The 19,351-nt window shown below is 69.9% G+C and carries 17 protein-coding genes; 9 read left to right on the top strand and 8 right to left on the bottom strand.

The window, feature by feature from the left end; translation table 11 throughout:
- Positions 1-50 precede the first annotated feature (50 nt).
- Both ACFV7R_RS42045 and ACFV7R_RS42040 read right to left on the bottom strand, forming a co-directional pair.
- On the bottom strand, positions 51-1,262 hold the full coding sequence (locus ACFV7R_RS42045) for a DUF2993 domain-containing protein (protein ID WP_385274491.1): 1,212 nt from the start codon (positions 1,260-1,262) through the stop codon (positions 51-53).
- A 58-nt stretch (positions 1,263-1,320) separates the two neighbouring features.
- A complete protein-coding gene (locus tag ACFV7R_RS42040; protein WP_385274489.1) occupies positions 1,321-3,132 on the bottom strand; it encodes a bifunctional metallophosphatase/5'-nucleotidase in 1,812 nt (603 codons plus the stop codon).
- A gap of 145 nt (positions 3,133-3,277) precedes the next feature.
- Between ACFV7R_RS42040 and mshD the strand changes: the two genes are divergently transcribed.
- The 6 genes from mshD to ACFV7R_RS42010 all read left to right on the top strand — a co-directional run bounded on the left by mshD (position 3,278) and on the right by ACFV7R_RS42010 (position 9,695).
- Positions 3,278-4,207, top strand: a complete 930-nt coding sequence (gene mshD / locus ACFV7R_RS42035) for a mycothiol synthase (protein WP_385274486.1) — start codon at positions 3,278-3,280, stop codon at positions 4,205-4,207.
- Positions 4,208-4,312: 105 nt separating this feature from the next.
- Positions 4,313-6,670: an RNA degradosome polyphosphate kinase gene (locus ACFV7R_RS42030; RefSeq protein ID WP_385274483.1), complete on the top strand. Its 2,358-nt coding sequence runs from the start codon at positions 4,313-4,315 to the stop codon at positions 6,668-6,670.
- Positions 6,651-7,763: a CHAD domain-containing protein gene (locus tag ACFV7R_RS42025; RefSeq protein ID WP_385274480.1), complete on the top strand. Its 1,113-nt coding sequence runs from the start codon at positions 6,651-6,653 to the stop codon at positions 7,761-7,763. The genes ACFV7R_RS42030 and ACFV7R_RS42025 overlap by 20 nt, the downstream gene beginning before the upstream one ends.
- A gap of 24 nt (positions 7,764-7,787) precedes the next feature.
- Positions 7,788-8,213 carry an NUDIX hydrolase gene (locus ACFV7R_RS42020; RefSeq protein ID WP_385274477.1) on the top strand — a complete coding sequence of 142 codons (426 nt, stop codon included), beginning with the start codon at positions 7,788-7,790 and terminating at the stop codon, positions 8,211-8,213.
- Between the two features lie 380 nt (positions 8,214-8,593).
- Entirely contained in the window at positions 8,594-9,433 is an 840-nt protein-coding gene (locus ACFV7R_RS42015; protein ID WP_385274474.1) for a hypothetical protein, read from the top strand.
- 85 nt (positions 9,434-9,518) lie between these two features.
- Positions 9,519-9,695, top strand: a complete 177-nt coding sequence (locus tag ACFV7R_RS42010; protein ID WP_385274471.1) for a hypothetical protein — start codon at positions 9,519-9,521, stop codon at positions 9,693-9,695.
- 8 nt (positions 9,696-9,703) lie between these two features.
- Here ACFV7R_RS42010 and ACFV7R_RS42005 read toward each other — a convergent pair whose 3' ends face one another.
- The gene (locus tag ACFV7R_RS42005; RefSeq protein WP_224735932.1) at positions 9,704-10,051 is read right to left on the bottom strand and encodes a metal-sensitive transcriptional regulator; all 348 of its coding nucleotides are present in this window, start codon (positions 10,049-10,051) and stop codon (positions 9,704-9,706) included.
- Between the two features lie 212 nt (positions 10,052-10,263).
- Between ACFV7R_RS42005 and ACFV7R_RS42000 the strand changes: the two genes are divergently transcribed.
- Both ACFV7R_RS42000 and ACFV7R_RS41995 read left to right on the top strand, forming a co-directional pair.
- Positions 10,264-10,884 carry a DUF47 domain-containing protein gene (locus tag ACFV7R_RS42000; protein WP_053759661.1) on the top strand — a complete coding sequence of 207 codons (621 nt, stop codon included), beginning with the start codon at positions 10,264-10,266 and terminating at the stop codon, positions 10,882-10,884.
- 7 nt (positions 10,885-10,891) lie between these two features.
- Positions 10,892-11,890 carry an inorganic phosphate transporter gene (locus ACFV7R_RS41995; protein ID WP_129798574.1) on the top strand — a complete coding sequence of 333 codons (999 nt, stop codon included), beginning with the start codon at positions 10,892-10,894 and terminating at the stop codon, positions 11,888-11,890.
- Between the two features lie 489 nt (positions 11,891-12,379).
- On the opposite strand, the gene pstB is transcribed toward ACFV7R_RS41995, so the two are convergent.
- From pstB to pstS, 4 genes are all read right to left on the bottom strand, one after another.
- Positions 12,380-13,156 carry a phosphate ABC transporter ATP-binding protein PstB gene (pstB, locus tag ACFV7R_RS41990; RefSeq protein WP_385274466.1) on the bottom strand — a complete coding sequence of 259 codons (777 nt, stop codon included), beginning with the start codon at positions 13,154-13,156 and terminating at the stop codon, positions 12,380-12,382.
- 46 nt (positions 13,157-13,202) lie between these two features.
- Positions 13,203-14,261: a phosphate ABC transporter permease PstA gene (gene pstA / locus ACFV7R_RS41985; protein ID WP_385274463.1), complete on the bottom strand. Its 1,059-nt coding sequence runs from the start codon at positions 14,259-14,261 to the stop codon at positions 13,203-13,205.
- Positions 14,258-15,268 (bottom strand): phosphate ABC transporter permease subunit PstC, encoded by a 1,011-nt coding sequence (gene pstC / locus ACFV7R_RS41980; RefSeq protein ID WP_385274460.1) that lies wholly within the window; start codon positions 15,266-15,268, stop codon positions 14,258-14,260. The genes pstA and pstC overlap by 4 nt, the downstream gene beginning before the upstream one ends.
- Before the next feature lie 104 nt (positions 15,269-15,372).
- Positions 15,373-16,497 carry a phosphate ABC transporter substrate-binding protein PstS gene (gene pstS, locus ACFV7R_RS41975; RefSeq protein WP_385274457.1) on the bottom strand — a complete coding sequence of 375 codons (1,125 nt, stop codon included), beginning with the start codon at positions 16,495-16,497 and terminating at the stop codon, positions 15,373-15,375.
- A 538-nt stretch (positions 16,498-17,035) separates the two neighbouring features.
- Between pstS and ACFV7R_RS41970 the strand changes: the two genes are divergently transcribed.
- Positions 17,036-18,610, top strand: coding sequence for an FAD-binding oxidoreductase (locus ACFV7R_RS41970; protein ID WP_385274454.1), 1,575 nt, complete (start codon positions 17,036-17,038; stop codon positions 18,608-18,610).
- A 28-nt stretch (positions 18,611-18,638) separates the two neighbouring features.
- Here the strand turns inward: ACFV7R_RS41970 and ACFV7R_RS41965 are convergent, their stop codons facing one another.
- A complete protein-coding gene (locus tag ACFV7R_RS41965; protein WP_385274451.1) occupies positions 18,639-19,343 on the bottom strand; it encodes a phosphatase PAP2 family protein in 705 nt (234 codons plus the stop codon).
- Positions 19,344-19,351: the final 8 nt, after the last annotated feature.

Genomic DNA, 19,351 nt, shown 5'->3' with positions numbered 1-19,351 from the left:
CGCAGAGGCAGTCGATCCGGGCCGGGGCTTCACTCACACACCGGCCGCCCTTACGGGCCGAACGCCAGCCCCTCCCCGGCGAGCCGCACCCTGATCCCGTCCTCCTCCACCCCTACGTCCCGCAGGCGCAGCTCGCCCTGCGGCAGCTCCGGCAGCCGGAAGCCGAGGGAGAGCCGGTCGGCGAGGACCGGGCGGGTCAGCCGGGAAAGGGCGTCGAGGAGGGCCGTGTCGAAGCCGAGGCGGTCCAGTACCTCGGGGTGGGCCAGGGCCAGGTCGAGGAGGTTGACCCGCATGGCCTGGTGGACGAAGCGCTCGGAGCCGGTCAGCTCGGCGAGCCGGTCGGCGTTGCTCAGGGCCTCGCGGACCGTCGCCTCGGGCACCCCCATGCGCTGCACGACGGACGGCACCGTCAGCAGCGCCCGCACCTTGCGGGTCTCGCGGGCGAGGTCGGCGGCCGACTTGGGCGTCAGATGCAGGCCCTCGGAGGCGCGGGCACCGGGCCGGTACGTCGCCAGGTCCCCGATGTCCAGGCGTATTCCGCCGATCTGCGTGTCGATGCCCTGGTCGCCGTCGCGCCCGATGCGGACGTCGGCCCGCAGCCGCAGATCGTGTCCGGCGACCGGCAGCGTGCCGCGCGCCGAGACGCGGTCGCGGCCGGCACCCGTGAACGTCACCTGGGACGCGCCGAGTTCACGGTTCAGGTCGGCGAAGGAGAGCAGGACGTCGCCGTTCAGCTCGGGGACCCGGACCCCGCGTATGGAGGTCGGTCCGTCGCCGTCGAGCCGTATGTCGTGTGCCGTGGCCGACACCGCGGCCAGCGTGACCCGGTCGGCCGCCACGTCCGGGACGGTCACCTTCACCGAGTCCAGGCGGCCGTCGACGAGCTGGGGCAGGAAGGGGAAGCCGCCGATCTCCACCTCGGGTGCCGCGGTGAGGTCCATGCGGTCCTTGAGGGCGTCCGCCGCGCGGCGCTCGGCGTAGAGCAGGGCCCAGCGGTCGGCGAGGGTGAGGAAGACGGCGAGGACCGCCAGCCCGACCGCCGCCTTCAGCGCGAACGGCAGACCCGCGAGGCGGCCCCGCCGGCGTCGCCGGCCGTTACGGCGGTGGTTGGGCGGGGCCCACTCCTCGCCCTCCTCATGGGAGGGGTCCTCCCCGGAGGGATCTTCTTCGAGGAACTCCTCGAGAGGGCCGTCATCCAGAGCACCGAGCTCTTCGTACGGGTTGAAGCGGGAATGCGTCGCTATGTGGTGGGGGGTACGCATCGATCCATCCGAACATGCGTACCGACCCCACCCGCAACCTCTTCCGGAGGTGTGCGATCTAGCTCACGATCGTGATCCGGTTCGCCGCCAGGGGCGAAATCGGGTCCGTGGCCGAGGAGTTGGCCGTCAGATACTGCTCGAGCACCGCCAGGTCGTCCGCGCCGACCAGGTCGTTCGCGCCCTGGCCCAGCGTGGGGATGCCGTCGCCGCCGCCCGCGAGGAAGCTGTTCGTCGCGACGCGGTAGGTGGCCGCCGGGTCGATCGCGGCGCCGTTCAGCCTGATCGAGTCCGTGACCACACGGTCCGCGCCCGACTTCGTCAGGTCCAGCGTGTACGTCAGACCGGCCGACGGCTGCAGGATCTTCGGAGCCGCCTCGTTCGAGCCGCTGACCTGCTCCTTGAGGATCTGGATCAGCTGGGCGCCGGTGAAGTCCTGAAGGTTCACCGTGTTGGAGAACGGCTGCACCGTGAAGCCCTCGGCGTACGTCACCACGCCGTCGCCCTCACTGCCCTTCGCCGCGTAGGTCAGCCCCGCTCGCACGCCGCCCGGGTTCATCAGCGCCAGGTCGGTCTCCGGGTCGAGCTCCTTGGCGTACGCCAGCTGCGCGTCCGCGATGAGGTCACCCATGGGGGACTCGGTGCCGGTGCTGGGGATGTCGGCGGAGATGTAGCCGATCGCGCGGTTGCCGATGGGCGCCGCGAGGGTGTTCCACTTGGTGATCAGCTCGGTCATGTCGGGCGCCTTGGGGACGTCCCGGGTGACCACGTGATTCGCGGACTTCACGGCCGTACGGGCGATGTCACCCGTGAAGCGGTCGTACGTCAGCGTCGTGTCCGTGTAGAGGCGGCCGAAGGACGCCGCCGAGGTGACCGTGCGCGGCTTGCCCGACGGGTCGTTGATCGTGCACGCGTACGCGGCGTGGGTGTGGCCGGTGACCAGCGCGTCCACCTGCGGCGTGATGTTCTTGGCGATGTCGACGATCGGGCCGGAGATGCCGTCGCCCGCGCCGGGCGCGTCGCAGTCGTAGTTGTACGCCGACGAGGCGGGGGCCCCGCCCTCGTGGATCAGCGCGACGATCGACTTCACGCCCTGGCGCTGGAGCACCTTGGCGTACTTGTTGATCGTCTCGACCTCGTCCTTGAACTTGAGGCCCTTGACGCCCTCGGCGGAGACGACGCCCGGGGTGTCCTCCAGGGTCACGCCGATGAAGCCGACCTTGACGTCCTTCTTCTTCCACACCCAGTAGGGCTTGAGGATCGGCCGGCCGGTCTTCTCGTCGAGGACGTTCGCGGCGAGGTACGGGAAGTCGGCGCCCTCGAACTCCTCGCCCTCGACATAGCAGCCGTCCGTCGGGTGGCAGCCGCCCTTCTGCAGACGGGCCAGCTCCCTGGCGCCCTCGTCGAACTCGTGGTTGCCGACCGAGGTGACGTCCAGTTCGAGCTTGTTCAGCGCCTCGATGGTGGGCTCGTCGTGGAAGAGGCCCGAGATCAGCGGGGAGGCGCCGACCATGTCGCCGCCGGCCGCGGTGATCGAGTACTTGTTGCCCTCGCGCGCCTGGCGCAGATGCGTGGCGAGGTACTCCACGCCGCCCGCGTTGATGGTCTCGGTCGTACCGTCCTCGTGCACCTCGGTGACCCGGCCGGAGGAGCCGGAGGGCGGCTCGAGGTTGCCGTGCAGGTCGTTGAAGGACAGCAGCTGCACGTCCTGGTAGCGGCCGGGGCGGTCACCGCCCTTGCGGCTGTCGTCGGCGCTCGCCGTCGACGGCAGTGCGGCCGCCAGCGCGCCGACCGTGGCGAGTCCGGCGGCTGCCGCGAGCAGCCGGGTCGTACGGCGTCTGCGGCGGTGGTGCGGCTGAGGTGTTGCCGGCATGCGTCCCCCCTGTGGGTCGTCCGTGGCCATGGCGTGATCGCCCGCAGCCTAGAGTCAACGCGCGTAGCGCGACAGGGGGTTAACGGTTACATCCTGGTTTCTCCCTGCCGACACTTTGCCCGGCCCGCCCTTTACCCTCGTAGGCATGACCAGCGACGACAGCGACCGGCAGGCCGGCCACTCCCGATCCATCGAGACCCACGCCGTGCTCGGCCCGGAGCTGACCGAGGCGGTACTCGCCCTGCTCGCCGAGGCCGCGCGGAGCGACGGCCAGCAGGCGGTGTCCGAGCAGGGTCGGCTGCAGCTGCGCGGCGGGGAACGCGAGGGCGTGTCCCATCTGCTGCTCACCGTCGGCGGCGAACTCGTCGGCTACGCCCAGCTGGAGGACACCGACCCGGTGGAGGCGCCGGCCGCCGAACTGGTCGTCCATCCCTCCTACCGCGGTCACGGACACGGCCGCGCCCTCGGCTCGGCGCTGCTCGCCGCATCCGGCAAGCGGCTGCGGGTGTGGGCGCACGGCGGCCACTCCGCCGCCCGGCACCTCGCCCAGGTCCTCGGCCTCACCCTGTTCCGCGAACTGCGCCAGATGCGGCGCCCGTTGTCCGGCCTCGACCTGCCCGAGCCGACCCTGCCGGACGGCGTGACCGTGCGCACCTTCGTGCCCGGGCGGGACGACGCGGCCTGGCTGGCCGTCAACGCCGCCGCCTTCGCCCACCATCCCGAGCAGGGCTCCCTCACCCAGCGGGACCTCGACGACCGCAAGGCCGAGCCGTGGTTCGACCCGGCGGGCTTCTTCCTCGCCTTCCGCGGCGACGAACTCGTCGGCTTCCACTGGACCAAGGTCCACGCGCAGGAGCAGCTCGGCGAGATCTACGTCCTCGGCGTCGCCCCCGCCGCCCAGGGCACCGGCCTCGGCAAGGCCCTCACCGCCGTCGGCCTGCGGCATCTGGCGGCGCAGGCCCTGCCGACGGCGATGCTGTACGTCGACGCGGACAACAAGGCGGCGGTTGCGGTGTACGAGGGGATGGGCTTCACGACCCACGAGACGGACCTGATGTACCGGACGGAGACCTGACCGCCACCGCCCCCGCCGTCATGGACGCCCGGGAGCCGCCCCCCGCTATCCCGCACGTCATGTCTCCGTAACCATCGATTCAGACGGGCTTGCGACGCTCAGCCAATGACGCCCGCCGTGCCAGAGCCTTCGCCGCCCCCCGAGGGGTCCGCGGTGAACGGGGCCGCCGCCACGCTCCCGCCCGCTCGCTCCGACGCGCCCGTTTCGCTCACGGCGCGGAACAATGGGGCCATGAGCCAGCAGAACGCCCAGGCACAGGTCCAGCACGCACAGCCCTCCGTGGGCTCCATAGCCGCCCACCGCCCGCACACGGTGTCGGCGACGGTCTCCGACCTGGAACCCGACATCGATGCCGACCTCGACGTGTACGAGGACGCGCAGGTCGACGGCGTCCAGCTGCCGCAGGGCCGGTTCCTCGACCGGGAGCGCAGCTGGCTGGCGTTCAACGAGCGCGTCCTGGAGCTCGCCGAGGACCCGAACACACCCCTTCTGGAGCGGGCCAACTTCCTCGCGATCTTCGCCAGCAACCTGGACGAGTTCTTCATGGTCCGGGTGGCCGGTCTGAAGCGCCGTATCGCCACCGGCGTCGCCACCCGCTCCGCCTCCGGGCTCCAGCCCCGTGAAGTGCTGGAGATGATCTGGGCCCGCTCCCGCGAGCTGATGGCCCGGCACGCCGCCTGCTACCACGAGGACGTCGCCCCCGCCCTCGCGGAGGAGGGCATCCACCTGGTCCGCTGGAGCGAGCTGACCGAGAAGGAGCAGGCGCGCCTCTTCACGCTCTTCCGGCACCAGATCTTCCCGGTCCTGACCCCGCTGGCGGTCGACCCCGCGCACCCGTTCCCGTACATCTCCGGCCTGTCCCTGAACCTGGCCGTCGTCGTACGCAACCCGGTCAGCGGCCACAAGCACTTCGCCCGCGTGAAGGTGCCCCCGCTGCTGTCCCGCTTCCTGGAGAGCTCCCCCGGCCGGTACGTCCCCATCGAGGACGTCATCGCCGCGCACCTCGAGGAGCTGTTCCCGGGCATGGAGGTGCTGGAGCACCACGCCTTCCGGCTGACCAGGAACGAGGACCTCGAGGTCGAGGAGGACGACGCCGAGAACCTGCTCCAGGCCCTGGAGAAGGAGCTCATGCGGCGCCGCTTCGGCCCGCCGGTGCGCCTGGAGGTCGAGGAGTCCATCGACCGTGAGGTGCTGGACCTGCTGGTCCGGGAGCTGAAGATCAGCGAGGCCGAGGTCTACCCGCTGCCCGGCCCTCTGGACCTCACCGGCCTCTTCCGTATCCACAGCCTCGACCGTCCCGAGCTGAAGTACCCGAAGTTCGTCGCCGGCACCCACCGCGACCTCGCCGAGGTCGAGTCGGCGTCCGCGCCCGACATCTTCGCCGCCCTGCGCGCGAGGGACGTGCTCCTGCACCACCCGTACGACTCGTTCTCCACGTCGGTGCAGGCCTTCCTGGAGCAGGCGGCCCAGGACCCGGACGTCCTCGCCATCAAGCAGACCCTGTACCGGACCTCCGGCGACTCCCCGATCGTGGACGCCCTGATAGAGGCGGCCGAGTCCGGCAAGCAGGTCCTCGTCCTGGTGGAGATCAAGGCCCGCTTCGACGAGCACGCCAACATCAAGTGGGCGCGCAAGCTGGAGGAGGCCGGCTGCCATGTGGTCTACGGCCTGGTCGGCCTGAAGACCCACTGCAAGCTGTCGCTCGTCGTCCGCCAGGAAGGCGACACGCTACGGCGGTACTGCCACGTCGGCACCGGCAACTACCACCCGAAGACGGCCCGCCTCTACGAGGACCTCGGCCTGCTCACCGCCGACCCGCAGGTCGGCGCGGACCTGTCCGACCTGTTCAACCGGCTGTCCGGCTACTCCCGCCGGGAGACCTACCGCCGTCTGCTGGTCGCCCCCAAGTCGCTGCGCGACGGCCTGATCGCGCGGATCAACAAGGAAGCCCAGCACCACCGTGCCGGACGGCACGCCTACATCCGCATCAAGGTCAACTCGATGGTCGACGAGGCGGTCATCGACGCCCTGTACCGCGCGTCGATGGCGGGCGTGCCGGTCGACGTCTGGGTGCGCGGCATCTGCGCGCTCCGCCCGGGCGTGCCGGGCCTGTCGGAGAACATCCGGGTCCGCTCGATACTCGGCCGCTTCCTCGAACACTCCCGTGTGTTCGCCTTCGGCAACGGCGGCGAACCCGAGGTGTGGATCGGCAGCGCCGACATGATGCACCGCAACCTCGACCGCCGTATAGAGGCCCTGGTCCGGGTCGTCGACCCGGCGCACCGCGCCGCGCTCAACCGGCTCATGGAGACCGGCACGTCCGATTCCACCGCCTCCTGGCACCTGGGCCCGGACGGCGAGTGGACCCGGCACGCGATCGACGGTGACGGCGGGGCCCTGCGGAACATCCAGGAGATGCTCATAGACGCCCGGAGGCGCCGGCGTGGCACAGCAACACCTTGACCCGACGGACCCCGTGGCCGGTCCGGTGACCGGGGACGCCCTCGCGGGCTACCTGCGGGCCCAGGCCACGGAGTTCCTCCGTGCGCTCCGCCAGCACCGGGAGACCGGCGCCGGGGGAAACCACCACGGTACGGAGGAGACCGTCGACGCGGCACGCGCCCTGCGCCGCTCGGCCCGCCGCATCAGCGGCAGCCTGCACACGTTCCGTCCCCTGCTGGACACCGACTGGTCGGAGGGAATGCGCCCCGAACTGGCCTGGCTCTCCGGCACGCTGGCCCTGGAACACGCCTACGCGGCCCGCCTGGACCGCCTGCTCCAGGCCCTGCACCGCCTGTCGGGCGCGACGTTCCCGGCGCAGGCCGATGTAACCGACGTAGCTGCGGGCAGTCGTGCCGCTGGGGCGGCACGGGTGGGCGCAGCGGCACCTGGCAACCCCGGCCACCCAATGCACCCGTCCACCCCGGAACGCGGCAACCTCACAGTAGGCGCAGCCAAAGCAGGCGCCCTACTCGAACGCCAGCTCACCCTCGCCCGCACCCGCGCCCACTCCAGCGCCCTCCAGGCCCTCGGCTCCAGCCGCTTCCACGCGGTAGCCGACAAGGTCGCCGTCCTGGCCAGCGAGGTCCCCCTCACCCCGACCGCCCCCACCGCCGACCTGCGCCCGCACGCCGCCGCGGCCGAGGAGCGCCTCACGGACGCGGTGGCCGCCCTCCCCCTGATCACCGCCGGCCACCCGTACAACGCGGAGGCGCTGATCCACGGCCTGTCCCCGGACCCGTCCCCGCACCCGCAGGACGCCCCCTGGCACCAGGTCCGCCTGCTGCTGCGCCTGCACCGCTACGCCCGCGAGGTGCTGGAGGGGGAGAACGCCCCGGTCGACGTCCGTCTGCTGGCCGCCGGCCAGGCCCTCAACCGGCACCGCGACGCCGCGGAGGCGGCAGGGGCAGCGGCCGCGGCGGCCCGTACGCCACGCATCGCCCCGGCGACGGCGTACGCGCTCGGCGTGCTGCACGCCGACCAGCGGCACGAGGTGGAGGCGGCGCGGTTCGCGTTCCAGCAGTCGTGGCAGAAGCAGACGATAGGCACGTCCTGACCCGATGGGGGCGGTGAACGGCAGGTGACCGACGCGAAGGACAACACGCCCGTCCAGGCAGCCGGCTGCGTGCTGTGGCGCCGCTCCCCCATCGACGGCCGGCTGGAGATCTGCCTGGTCCACCGTCCCAAGTACGACGACTGGTCCCACCCCAAGGGCAAGCTGAAGCGCGGCGAGGATCCGCTGGTCGGCGCCCTGCGCGAGGTCGAGGAGGAGACCGGCTACGCCGCCGCGACCGGCGCCGAGCTGCCCACCCTGTACTACCTCGCGAACGGCCGCCCCAAGCAGGTCCGCTACTGGGCGGCCGAGGCCGTCTCCGGCAGCTTCATGCCGACCACCGAGGTCGACCGCATCCTGTGGCTGCCTCCCGACGCGGCCCGCCGCCGCCTGACCCAGCTCCGCGACGGCGAGCTGGTGGACGAACTCCTGGCCACCATGCGCCCCGCCTGAAGCCGCTCACTGCTCACCGTCAGGATCCGGCCAGATGCCCCGACGCGTCCGTCCGGGCCAGGCTTCTCGCCCGACGGGCCGGCCCCCGCCAGCCGCAGCTGCACCGGGCCACACAGAACGGCCCTTGCTCGACCGTCGTCGTACGGTGCTCCGGATGATCGTTTCCGGGCTTGGACCGGCCCTGCTGCGTCACCCCGACAACGGTACCCAGCCCCGGGTAAACAGCTCGTCAGCCTTTGGCAAGGGTCGGCTGCGCCCCCGCCGGAACCGCCGTCGAGCACCCCCACGACCCCATCCGCCGCGTGACGGCTCAACCTACCCGTCGTTAACCGGAACGACAGGGGGCCAGTGACGGACGGACGGCTGGGGGTAGGCAGGCGATGGCGGAGCGGCAGCAGGGCAGGGCGGGCGGGACGGTCGTCGCGGCGGGGTTGATGGCCTGTATCTGTCTCGGCGGTACCGGATGCTCCGGCAGCGGCGCGGCCGTGGACAACGCCCAGCCCGCCGACCCGGTCCGCGCCCTGCAGAACGCCGCCGACGCCCTGCGGGACGCCGGCAGTTCCAAGGCCCGTACGTCGATGGAGATGGCCACCGGCGGCACCCGTGTCACCATCCGCGGTGAGGGCACGTACGACTACATCCGGCAGCGCGGTCGCCTGAAGGTGCTGCTCCCCCAGGACCCGGCCGGCGAGCAGGAGCACCGTCCGATCACCGAACTCCTCGCCCCCGGCGCCCTGTACATGAAGAACCGCGGCGCCGGCGTCCCCGCCGACAAATGGGTGCGCGTCGACACGGCCACCCTCTCCGACGGAAACCTGGTGACCGGCGGCGCCACCGACCCCTTCGCCGCCGCCGAGGTGCTGCGCGGCGCGCGTTCCGCGGAGTACGTCGGCCGGACCGAGATCGCCGGCACCGAGGTCAGCCACTACCGCGGCACCGCCGACCTGGGCCGGGCTGCGCACAATGCCTCGGCGGGGAGCAGGGAATCCCTCCAGGCAGCGGCGAAAGGGTTCGCCACGGCCGAGGTGCCGTTCGACGTGTACCTCGACGACCAGGGCCGCATCCGCAAGATCCGGCACCGCTTCAGCTTCGTCAACGGCCACCACAGGACCCCCGTGGCGGTCTCGTCGACGACCCTCCTCTACGACTTCGGGGCCCCCGTCGACGTACGACTGCCGCCCGCGGAGCACATCTACGCGGGCCGGATCGCCGAGGAGTGACCGGCGCGAACTAGCCCGTCCGTGCCATGCGCGTTGTGTAGGCCGCTCCCTACTCTAGGAAGTCGGTGACGGCAGAGAAGAGGTGATGCACGTGGCTCCGGTCGGCGGTACGGCAGTTCAGGACCACGTGGCCCTCGCCGAGATAGAGCTGTGCGGAGAGCTGATCATCGCGGCCTCGGCAGCGGACGACAGGCTGAGCCTGGAGAGCATCGACGAGGTGCTGCGAGTGGCCGAAGAACGCGCGGCGGCGTCCAACCCCTGAGCGAACGCTCACGTCCGCAGCAACCGCCCGATGGCCTTCGTGGCCTCCTCCACCTTGGCATCGATCTCGCCACCGCCCTTGAGGGCGGCATCGGCGACACAGTGCCGCAGATGCTCCTCCAGCAGCTGCAGCGCGAAGGACTGCAGAGCCTTGGTGGACGCGGACACCTGCGTGAGTATGTCGATGCAGTAGACGTCTTCATCGACCATCCGCTGCAGCCCCCGGATCTGCCCCTCGATCCGGCGCAGGCGCTTCAGATGCTCGTCCTTCTGCTTGTGGTACCCGTGAACGCCACGGTCGTGGTCGGTCACCACGCTCTCGGAGGGCGCCCCGGAGCCGGTCTCGGTGGTTGTCATGGCGTCCTCCATCCGCATACCCCTACTGGGTATATCGTACCGAACTTTGCTGGGTATAGGCCTCTTGGCCGCTGCCCGGACCGGACCGCCGAACCGCCCCCGTACAGACGAACTATTTTCATGGGCGACACTGGAGGACGGCCCATTAGCCGTGGCCGGATGATGCACCTAGCATCACCCTGACCGAAACCGAAGCACTTAGAGGAACCCACGTGCGCTTTCGTCTGACCCCCAGGGAGACGAGCTTCTACGACATGTTCGCCGCATCCGCGGACAACATCGTCACGGGCTCCAAGCTCCTGATGGAACTGCTCGGGGCGGACGCTTCCGCCCGGGCCGAGATCGCAGAGCGTATGCGGGCAGCGGAACACGCCGGTGACGACGCCACACACGCGATCTTCCACCAGCTGAACTCCTCGTTCATCACGCCCTTCGACCGCGAGGACATCTACTCCCTCGCATCCTCCCTCGACGACATCATGGACTTCATGGAGGAGGCCGTCGACCTGGTCGTCCTCTACAACGTCGAGGAACTCCCCAAGGGTGTAGAGCAGCAGATCGAGGTCCTCGCCCGCGCAGCCGAGCTGACGGCCGAAGCAATGCCCCATCTCCGCACGCTGGACAACCTCACCGAGTACTGGATCGAGGTCAACCGCCTCGAGAACCAGGCCGACCAGATCCACCGCAAGCTTCTGGCCCACCTCTTCAACGGCAAGTACGACGCGATCGAGGTCCTGAAGCTCAAGCAGATCGTCGACGTCCTCGAAGAGGCCGCCGACGCCTTCGAGCACGTGGCGAACACGGTGGAGACCATCGCCGTCAAGGAGTCCTGACCCGTCCATGGACACCTTCGCCCTGGTCGTGACCATCCTGGTCGCTCTCTTCTTCACCTACACCAACGGCTTCCACGACTCGGCGAACGCGATCGCCACGTCCGTGTCGACGCGCGCGCTGACCCCGAAGGCCGCCCTGGCCATGGCCGCGGTCATGAACCTGGCCGGTGCGTTCCTGGGCAGCGGCGTGGCGAAGACGGTCAGCGAGGGCCTGATCGAAACCCCCGAGGGCTCCATGGGGATGGGCATCCTCTTCGCCGCCCTCCTGGGCGCAATCACCTGGAACTTGATCACCTGGTACTTCGGCCTGCCGTCCTCCTCCTCGCACGCCCTGTTCGGCGGCATGGTGGGCGCGGCCCTGGCCGGCGGCACACAGGTCTACTGGGACGGCGTCCTCGAGAAGGTCATCATCCCGATGTTCGTCTCCCCCCTGGTCGGTCTCGTGGTCGGCTACCTGGTGATGACGGCCATCATGTGGATCTTCCGCCGAGCCAACCCGCACAAGGCCAAGCGCGGTTTCCGTATCGCACAGACCGTCTCCGCGGCCGGTATGGCCCTGGGCCACGGCCTCCAGGACGCCCAGAAGACCATGGGCATCGTCGTCATGGCCCTGGTCATCGCCGACGTCGAGGACTACGGCGACCCGATCCCGGTCTGGGTCAAGATCGCCTGCGCGGTCATGCTCTCGCTCGGCACCTACGCCGGCGGCTGGCGCATCATGCGCACACTGGGCCGCCGCATCATCGAACTGGACCCCCCACAGGGCTTCGCCGCGGAAACCACCGGCGCGTCGATCATGTTCACCACGGCGTTCCTCTTCAAGGCGCCCATCTCCACGACCCACGCCATCACCTCGGCCATCATGGGCGTCGGCGCGACGAAGCGGGTGAACGCCGTGCGATGGGGTGTCGCCAAGAACATCGTCCTCGGCTGGTTCATCACGATGCCGGCAGCAGCGATCGTCGCGGCGCTGGCCTTCGGCCTCGTACACCTGGCGTTCCTGTAACACCTGCCCGGCGTTGCGCTGGGCCGGGGATCGCGCAGCCCGGCGCTTACGGGGAGCCGCCCGCGCCCACCCTCCCCCACTCTCGGCTTCGCTCGAGCGGGGGGACCCCCATCGCCCCAGGCGGCACGACTGCCCGCGGCTTGACGGGTTGGGGGCCGCAGTCGCGTACGGCGGGAAGGGGACGTGTCGGGGGGTGTCCGCCCGCAGCGGATGCCGGAAACGACCGGTTCCCATCCAAGAAACCCACCGGCAGACCGAGGACGGACACCCCCCGGCGCGGCCCCGCCCCACAACGAAACCGCAGGCGCAACCCCACCCCCACGCACCTGCACTGGCCGCCGCAGGCATCCCACCCAAGCGCCGCAGGCCACCGCAGGCCCCCGCACCCGCCCCACAGCCCCCAACAAAAAGGAACCCGCCCCCGGAAGCCAGGGGCGGGCCCTTTTGTCCCCGCGGTGGCACCGCCATGCAGCACCGCGAGGGGTCTGATCAGCCGAACCGGCCGGAGATGTAGTCCTCCGTGGCCTGAACCGACGGGTTGGAGAAGATCCGCTCCGTGTCGTCGATCTCGATCAGCTTGCCGGGCTGCCCGACAGCAGCCAGGTTGAAGAACGCGGTCCGGTCGGAGACCCGCGCAGCCTGCTGCATGTTGTGCGTCACGATGACGATCGTGAACCGCTCCTTCAGCTCACCGATCAGGTCCTCGATCGCAAGCGTGGAGATCGGGTCAAGGGCAGAGCACGGCTCGTCCATCAGCAGAACGTTCGGCTCCACCGCAATCGCCCGCGCGATGCACAGCCGCTGCTGCTGACCACCGGACAGCCCGGACCCCGGCTTGTTCAGCCGGTCCTTCACCTCGTTCCAGAGGTTCGCACCCTTGAGCGACTTCTCGACGATGTCGTCCAGCTGCGACTTCTTGTACGAGCCGAGCAGCTTCAGACCGGCCGCGACATTGTCGTAGACGGACATCGTGGGGAACGGGTTCGGCCGCTGGAAGACCATGCCGACCTCACGCCGCACGGACACCGGGTCGATCCCGACGGCGTACAGGTTCTCGTCGTCGAGCATGACCTTGCCCTCGACGCGCCCGCCCGGAGTCACCTCGTGCATCCGGTTCAGCGTGCGCAGGAACGTGGACTTGCCGCAACCGGACGGCCCGATGAAGGCCGTAACGGACCGGGGCTCGATGGTCATCGAGATGTCCTCGATGGCCCGGAACGAACCGTAGTAGGCGCTGAGGCCGCTGACATCAATGCGCTTGGCCATGAAAAATCACTGCTTCTTTCGGGAAATCGGTCGCTGAGTGGCCGCGTCAGCGACCGGTCTTCGGGGCCTTCCAGCGGGCGATGCCGCGGGCCAGCAGGTTCAGGATCATCACGAAGGCGATCAGCGTCAGGGACGCCGCCCAAGCGCGGTCGTAGGCCGGCTCGGCACCCGCGCTCTGCGAGTACTGCTGGTAGATGTACAGCGGCAGCGAGGCCTGGGCCCCTTCAAACGGATTGTTGTTGATGAACGGGTTACCGAACACCAGCAGCAGCACCGGAGCGGTCTCACCGGCGATACGGGCGATCGCCAGCATGATGCCGGTGGTGATACCGCCGATCGCGGTCGGCAGGACGATCTTGAGGATCGTGCGCCACTTGGGCACGCCGAGCGCCAGCGAGGCCTCGCGCAACTCGTTCGGGACGAGCTTGAGCATCTCCTCGGTGGAGCGGACCACGACCGGCATCATCAGGATCGCCAGCGCGAGCGAGCCGGCGAAGCCGAAGGGCTGCATCTCGAAGATCAGCATGATGCTGAGGATGAACAGACCGGCGACGATCGACGGGATACCCGTCATGACGTCGACGAAGAAGGTGACGGCCCGGGCGAGGTTGCCGCGCCCGTACTCCACCAGGTAGATCGCGGTGAGCACGCCGATCGGCGCGGCGATCAGCGTGGCGAGACCGACCTGCTCCAGGGTGCCGATGATGGCGTGGTAGATACCGCCGCCCGGCTCCCGGTCGCCGACCACGCCCATCGAGTGGGTCAGGAAGTAGACGTCGAGGACCTTGACGCCGCGCTCGACGGTCGCCCAGACCAGCGAGGCGAGCGGCACCACGGCGAGCAGGAAGGCGACCCAGACCAGGGAGGTCGCGATGCGGTCCTTGGCCTGCCGCTTGCCCTCGACCATCGAGGCGATGGCGTACGTGCCGAGGACGTAGAGGATCGCGGCGATCAGGCCCCACTGGATCCGGCTGTCCAGGCCGCCCACGAGGCCGATGCCGACGGCGACGGCGAGGGAGCCCGCGGCGATCGCCCACGGGGACCACTTGGGCAGGCTGGCGCCACGCAGCGTGTTGGGGCGCTTGTCGGTGAGGACGGTGCTCATGCGTTGGCCCCCGAGTACTCCTTGCGGCGGGCGATGATCATGCGGGCCGCGCCGTTGACCAGCAGGGTGATGACGAACAGGACCAGACCGGAGGCGATGAGCGCGTCACGGCCGAAGGTGTCCGCCTCGCCGAACTTGCTGGCGATGTTCTGGGCGAAGGTGCCGCCGCCCGGGTCGAGCAGGCTGGCGTGGATCAGGAAGTCCGGCGACAGGACCGTGGCGACGGCCATCGTCTCGCCGAGCGCGCGGCCGAGGCCCAGCATCGAGGCGGAGATCACGCCGGAGCGGCCGAACGGCAGTACTGCCATGCGGATGACCTCCCAGCGCGTGGCGCCGAGGGCCAGGGCCGCCTCCTCGTGCATCTGCGGGACCTGCTTGAAGACCTCACGGCTGACGTTCGTGATGATCGGCAGGATCATGATCGCCAGCAGGATGCCGACGGTGAGCATGGAGCGGGCGGGACCGCCCTGCCAGTCCAAGATGCCGGTCCAGCCGAAGTAGTCGTCCAGCCAGCCGAACAGACCCTCCATCTGCGGTACGAGGATCAGGGCGCCCCACAGGCCGTACACGATGGACGGCACGGCGGCGAGCAGGTCGATCACGTAGGCGATGGGACCGCTCAGCCGGCGCGGGGCGTAGTGCGTGAGGAACAGCGCGATGGCGACCGAGATCGGGACCGCGATGACCATGGCGATGATCGAGGAGATCACGGTGCCGTAGGCCAGTACGGCGATACCGAAGACCGGCGGCTGGGTGCCCGTGTTCCACTCGAAGGTGGTCAGGAAGTTGCCCTCGTCCTTGCTGATGGCGAGGACGGCCCGGTAGGTGAGGAAGCCCGCGATCGCGGCCATGATCGCCAGCAGCAGAATGCCCGAGCCGCGGGACAGACCGAGGAAGATCCGGTCTCCGGGTCGGGTGGCACCGCGGGCGGCGCGCTTGCGCTCGGCCTCGGTCGGCTGGGGCGCTGGGGGAGGTGTTGCAGTGCTCTTCTGTGTCGTTATGTCCATCGGGTTCTCCGGTCTGCGGAGCCGCACTCGACGTACGGATCCTGGCGGCGGTGCACCGGACGGTGCGGTCCGGTCCCGGGGCGGGGCCGGACCGCACACTCAGGTCAGCTCAGGCCCTCGATGGTGGTGCGGACCTTGGCGATGATGTCGTCGGGGATCGGCGCGTAGCCGGCGTCGGCCAGCAGGCCCTGGCCGTCCTCGCTGGCGATGTAGTTCAGGAACGCCTTGGTGGCGGGCAGGGTGTCGGCCTTGTTGCCCTTGTCGCAGACGATCTCGTAGGTGACCAGGGTGATCGGGTAGGCGCCCTCGGCCTTGGTCTTGTAGTTGATCTCGAGCGCGAGGTCCTTGCCGGTGCCGACGATCTCGGCGTCCGCGATGGCCTTGGTGGCAGCGTCGGTGGAGGCCTTGACCGGCTCGGCGGCACCCGTGTCGATGGCGACGACGTCCATGCCCTCGGCGTAGGACAGCTCCATGTAGCTGATGGCGCCGGAGGTCTGCGAGACCTGCTGGGCGACACCGGAGGAGCCGGACGCGGCCTGGCCGCCGTCGGCCTGCCAGGCCTTACCGCCCTCGTACTTCCAGTTCTCCGGGGTGGTGGCGATCAGGTACTTGGTGAAGTTGTCCGTGGTGCCGGACTCGTCCGAGCGGTGGAACGCCTGGATGTTCAGGTCGGGCAGTTCGGCGTCAGGGTTGAGCTTCTTGATCGCCTCGTCGTTCCACTTCTTGATCTTGCTGTCGAAGATCTTGGCGAGGGTCGGAGCGTCCAGGACCAGGTTGTCGACACCCGGGACGTTGTAGCTGACCGCGATCGGGCCGCCGACCATCGGCAGGTCGATGCCCTGGCCACCGGAGCAGACCTCCTTGGAGGCCGCGATCTCCTCGGAGTCCAGCGCGGAGTCGGAACCGGCGAAGGCGACCTGGCCCTGGTTGAAGGCGGTGATACCGGCGCCGGAGCCGCTGCCCTTGTAGTTGATCTGAACGCCGGAGCACTGGGCCGTGAACTGCTTCACCCAGGCGTCGATCGCGTTCTTCTGCGCGGACGAGCCGTCGGCCAGCAGCTGACCCTTGGCGTCGCCGCAGTCGATGGCGCCGGCCTTCGCGGTGCTGGTGGCGTCGCCACCGCCGTTGCTGCCGGTGTCGTCGGAGCCGCACGCCGTGAGGGCCAGGGCGCCGGAGACGGCGAGAGCACCGAGGGTGAGGGCCCGCCGGTTCATGCGCTGAAGCTTCACTTTCGGGAGTTCCTTCCAGGAGCCGCCGTCCTGATCGGCGGCGTGCGAAGTCTGGGTGATGCGAACGCACGCTCGAGGTGCGCCCGTCATCGTCACGGCCGAAATTAGGCAGAACAGGTGAAGCCACCTATGGCCGTAAGTGAACGGAGGGTGAACCCCTGCGGTCGGTGTGGTTAGGTCACGGAATGCTTACAGGGAGAACACGCCGAGGTTCCGGCAGGTCGCCCATCAGGGGCGACACCTGCCGAAGCAGCACGAACCGGAAGTGGCACTTCGCACGAAGGTACACGGTTTCCGCGGAACAGGACATCGTGGACATCTGTCATGGCTGCGGGCAGCCGTGCCTCCCCCAGTGCCTTCAGTGCCTGGGCCCCCAGGGCGATGGGGGTCCCCCTGCTCGAGCGAAACCGAGAGTGGGGGAGGGTAGGCGCTGAGGATCCCCCCTCTGGGACCCCCACAACGCAGACCGGCATCCCTGGAACCTCCAACGCCGGCGGACCCGTCTCGATGGACGAAGACGGCGGAAACGGGAGGCACCATGGAGCGGCGGACGTTCATCAGCGGCGGGGCAGCCGCGATCGTGGGGGTGACGTCGGCAGCATGCACCGGCGGCACCGGACCCGCCAGGGCCTCAGCCACCGCCGACCGGCCGACCACCTCCCGTACGCCGGCCCGCCCCACCGCCACCACAGCCGCCGCCACCACGGCCGCCGCCTGGACCGCCCTGGCCCGCGACCTGGACGGCACCCTGATCCGCCCCGGAGACGCATCCTGGGCGACGGCCGGCCAGCTCTACAACACCCGCTTCGACACCCTGAAGCCCGCCGCGGTCGCCTACGTCGCCCACCCGGACGACATCCGCACGACCCTCGCCTACGCCCGCGCCCACGACATCCGCGTCGCCATCCGCAACGGCGGCCACTCCTACGCGGGCTGGTCCTCCGGCAACGGCCGGCTGATAGTCGACGTGTCCAAGCTGAACCGCGTCCGCGCGAGCGGCGGCACGGCAGTCGTCGGCGCCGGCGCCAAGCTGATCGACGTCTATCGCGCGCTCGCCGCCAAGGGCGTGACGATCCCGGCGGGCTCCTGCCCGACGGTCGGCGTCTCCGGCCTGGTACTCGGCGGCGGACACGGCGTCGTCTCCCGGGCGTACGGCCTGACCTGCGACAGCCTCACCCGGGCCACCCTCGTCACGGCGGACGGCAAGCAGCTCACCGCCGACGCCGACGAGCACAAGGACCTCTTCTGGGCCCTGCGCGGCGCGGGCAACGGCAACTTCGGCGTCGTCACGGAACTGCACTTCCGTACGCACCCCGCCCCGCAGGCCGTCTCGGCGTATCTGAGCTGGCCGTGGGCCAAGGCGGCCGCGGTGGTGAAGGCCTGGCAGGAGTGGGGCCCGGACCAGCCCGACGAGATCTGGTCCTCCCTCCACCTGGCGAACGCCGCCGGAGGCACCCCCACCGTGTCCGTCGCCGCGTTCTCCCTCGGCACCTACGGCGAACTCCAGAACGCCGTCGACCGCCTGGCCGCCCGGATCGGCTCCCCGGCGAGCAACGTCTCGCTGAAGCGGCGCTCGTACGAGGAGTCCATGGAGGTCTACGCCGGCTGCTCGTCCTTCGCGACGGACGCGCAGTGCCATCTGCCGGGCTCGACACCAGGGCGCTCCCCCGAGGGTGCGCTCGGCCGCGAGACGTACGCCGCCCGCTCCGACTTCTTCGACCGCTCGATCTCGGCCACCGGCATCCAGACGCTCCTGTCGCAGCTGACGTCGGTGCGCGGCGGTTCGGGCAGCATCGCCCTGACCGCACTCGGCGGCGCGGTCAACCGCGTCTCCCCGACGGCGACGGCCTTCGTGCACCGCCGCTCCCGGATGCTGGCCCAGTACATCGCCGCCTGGCGCGCGGGCACGTCCGGCTCGACGGCCCAGTCCTGGCTGACGTCGGCGCATCGGTCGATGCGCCCGTACGCCTCGGGCGCGGCCTACCAGAACTACACGGACCCGACCCTGACGAACTGGCGGAAGGCGTACTACGGGGATGCGGCGACCCGCCTGACGCAGCTGAAGCGGATCTACGACCCGAACCGGGTGTTCACGTACCCCCAGGCACTGTGAGACAGCCGAATGCCCCCCTACACGCCCCTCACGCAGCCAGGTCCCGCTCCTCGGAGTCGGCCGGCTCCTTGCGGCTGCCCGGGATCAGGGTCTCCTGGCCGGGCGCCGAGGATCTGCGGCGGATCAGCCGGCCGGCCCGGGGCGACCGCTCGACGGCCTTCATGACCGGCGTGAGCAAGGCCATGGCCGGCGGCGACAGCAGCAGGGCGACCGCCGTGCCGAGCGCGAATCCGCCGATGACGTCCGTCGGGTAGTGGACGCCCATGTAGACCCGGAGGAACCCTTCGAGCAGGGCGAGCCCGATGCCGGCGAGCCCGAACTTCCGGTGGGCGACGAAGAGACCGACCCCCATGGCCATGGTGATCGTCGCGTGATCACTCACGAACGAGAAGTCGGTCTTGCCGGAAACAAGAACATCCAGCCCCTCATGGCTGACGAAGGGCCGGGGCCGCTCCACGAACCCCCGTATCGGCACGTTCACCAGCACCGCGATACCGGCCGCCAGCGGCGCCCACACGAGCGCGGCGACGGAGGAGGCCGCCTCCTCGCCGCCACGCCTGCGCACGGACCACCAGCACCACACCACGAGCAGCACCACGGCGAGCAACAGCCCGTACTCACCCACGAACTCCATGATCCGGTCGAACCAGGACGGTGCGTCCTTGGCCAGGCCGTTGATGTCGTAGAGCAACTCGACGTCAGGGTTCGACCCGGATTGCGCGAGTCCAGCCATGGTGCAGC

The sequence above is a fragment of the Streptomyces sp. NPDC059866 genome, from assembly GCF_042731325.1.
Classification (GTDB): Bacteria; Actinomycetota; Actinomycetes; order Streptomycetales; family Streptomycetaceae; genus Streptomyces; species Streptomyces flavusporus.
This window is presented reverse-complemented; position numbering and strand designations above follow the sequence as displayed.

What these genes read in the sequence shown, in the direction of transcription:
- ACFV7R_RS42045 (WP_385274491.1), bottom strand. Translation starts at nt 1,262, where the DNA reads ATGCGTACCCCCCACCACATAGCGACGCATTCCCGCTTCAACCCGTAC.
- ACFV7R_RS42040 (WP_385274489.1), bottom strand. Translation starts at nt 3,132, where the DNA reads ATGCCGGCAACACCTCAGCCGCACCACCGCCGCAGACGCCGTACGACC.
- mshD (WP_385274486.1), top strand. Translation starts at nt 3,278, where the DNA reads ATGACCAGCGACGACAGCGACCGGCAGGCCGGCCACTCCCGATCCATC.
- ACFV7R_RS42030 (WP_385274483.1), top strand. Translation starts at nt 4,313, where the DNA reads ATGACGCCCGCCGTGCCAGAGCCTTCGCCGCCCCCCGAGGGGTCCGCG.
- ACFV7R_RS42015 (WP_385274474.1), top strand. Translation starts at nt 8,594, where the DNA reads ATGGCGGAGCGGCAGCAGGGCAGGGCGGGCGGGACGGTCGTCGCGGCG.
- ACFV7R_RS42010 (WP_385274471.1), top strand. Translation starts at nt 9,519, where the DNA reads ATGCACGTGGCTCCGGTCGGCGGTACGGCAGTTCAGGACCACGTGGCC.
- ACFV7R_RS42005 (WP_224735932.1), bottom strand. Translation starts at nt 10,051, where the DNA reads ATGACAACCACCGAGACCGGCTCCGGGGCGCCCTCCGAGAGCGTGGTG.
- ACFV7R_RS41995 (WP_129798574.1), top strand. Translation starts at nt 10,892, where the DNA reads ATGGACACCTTCGCCCTGGTCGTGACCATCCTGGTCGCTCTCTTCTTC.
- pstB (WP_385274466.1), bottom strand. Translation starts at nt 13,156, where the DNA reads ATGGCCAAGCGCATTGATGTCAGCGGCCTCAGCGCCTACTACGGTTCG.
- pstA (WP_385274463.1), bottom strand. Translation starts at nt 14,261, where the DNA reads ATGAGCACCGTCCTCACCGACAAGCGCCCCAACACGCTGCGTGGCGCC.
- pstC (WP_385274460.1), bottom strand. Translation starts at nt 15,268, where the DNA reads ATGGACATAACGACACAGAAGAGCACTGCAACACCTCCCCCAGCGCCC.
- ACFV7R_RS41970 (WP_385274454.1), top strand. Translation starts at nt 17,036, where the DNA reads ATGGAGCGGCGGACGTTCATCAGCGGCGGGGCAGCCGCGATCGTGGGG.
- ACFV7R_RS41965 (WP_385274451.1), bottom strand. Translation starts at nt 19,343, where the DNA reads ATGGCTGGACTCGCGCAATCCGGGTCGAACCCTGACGTCGAGTTGCTC.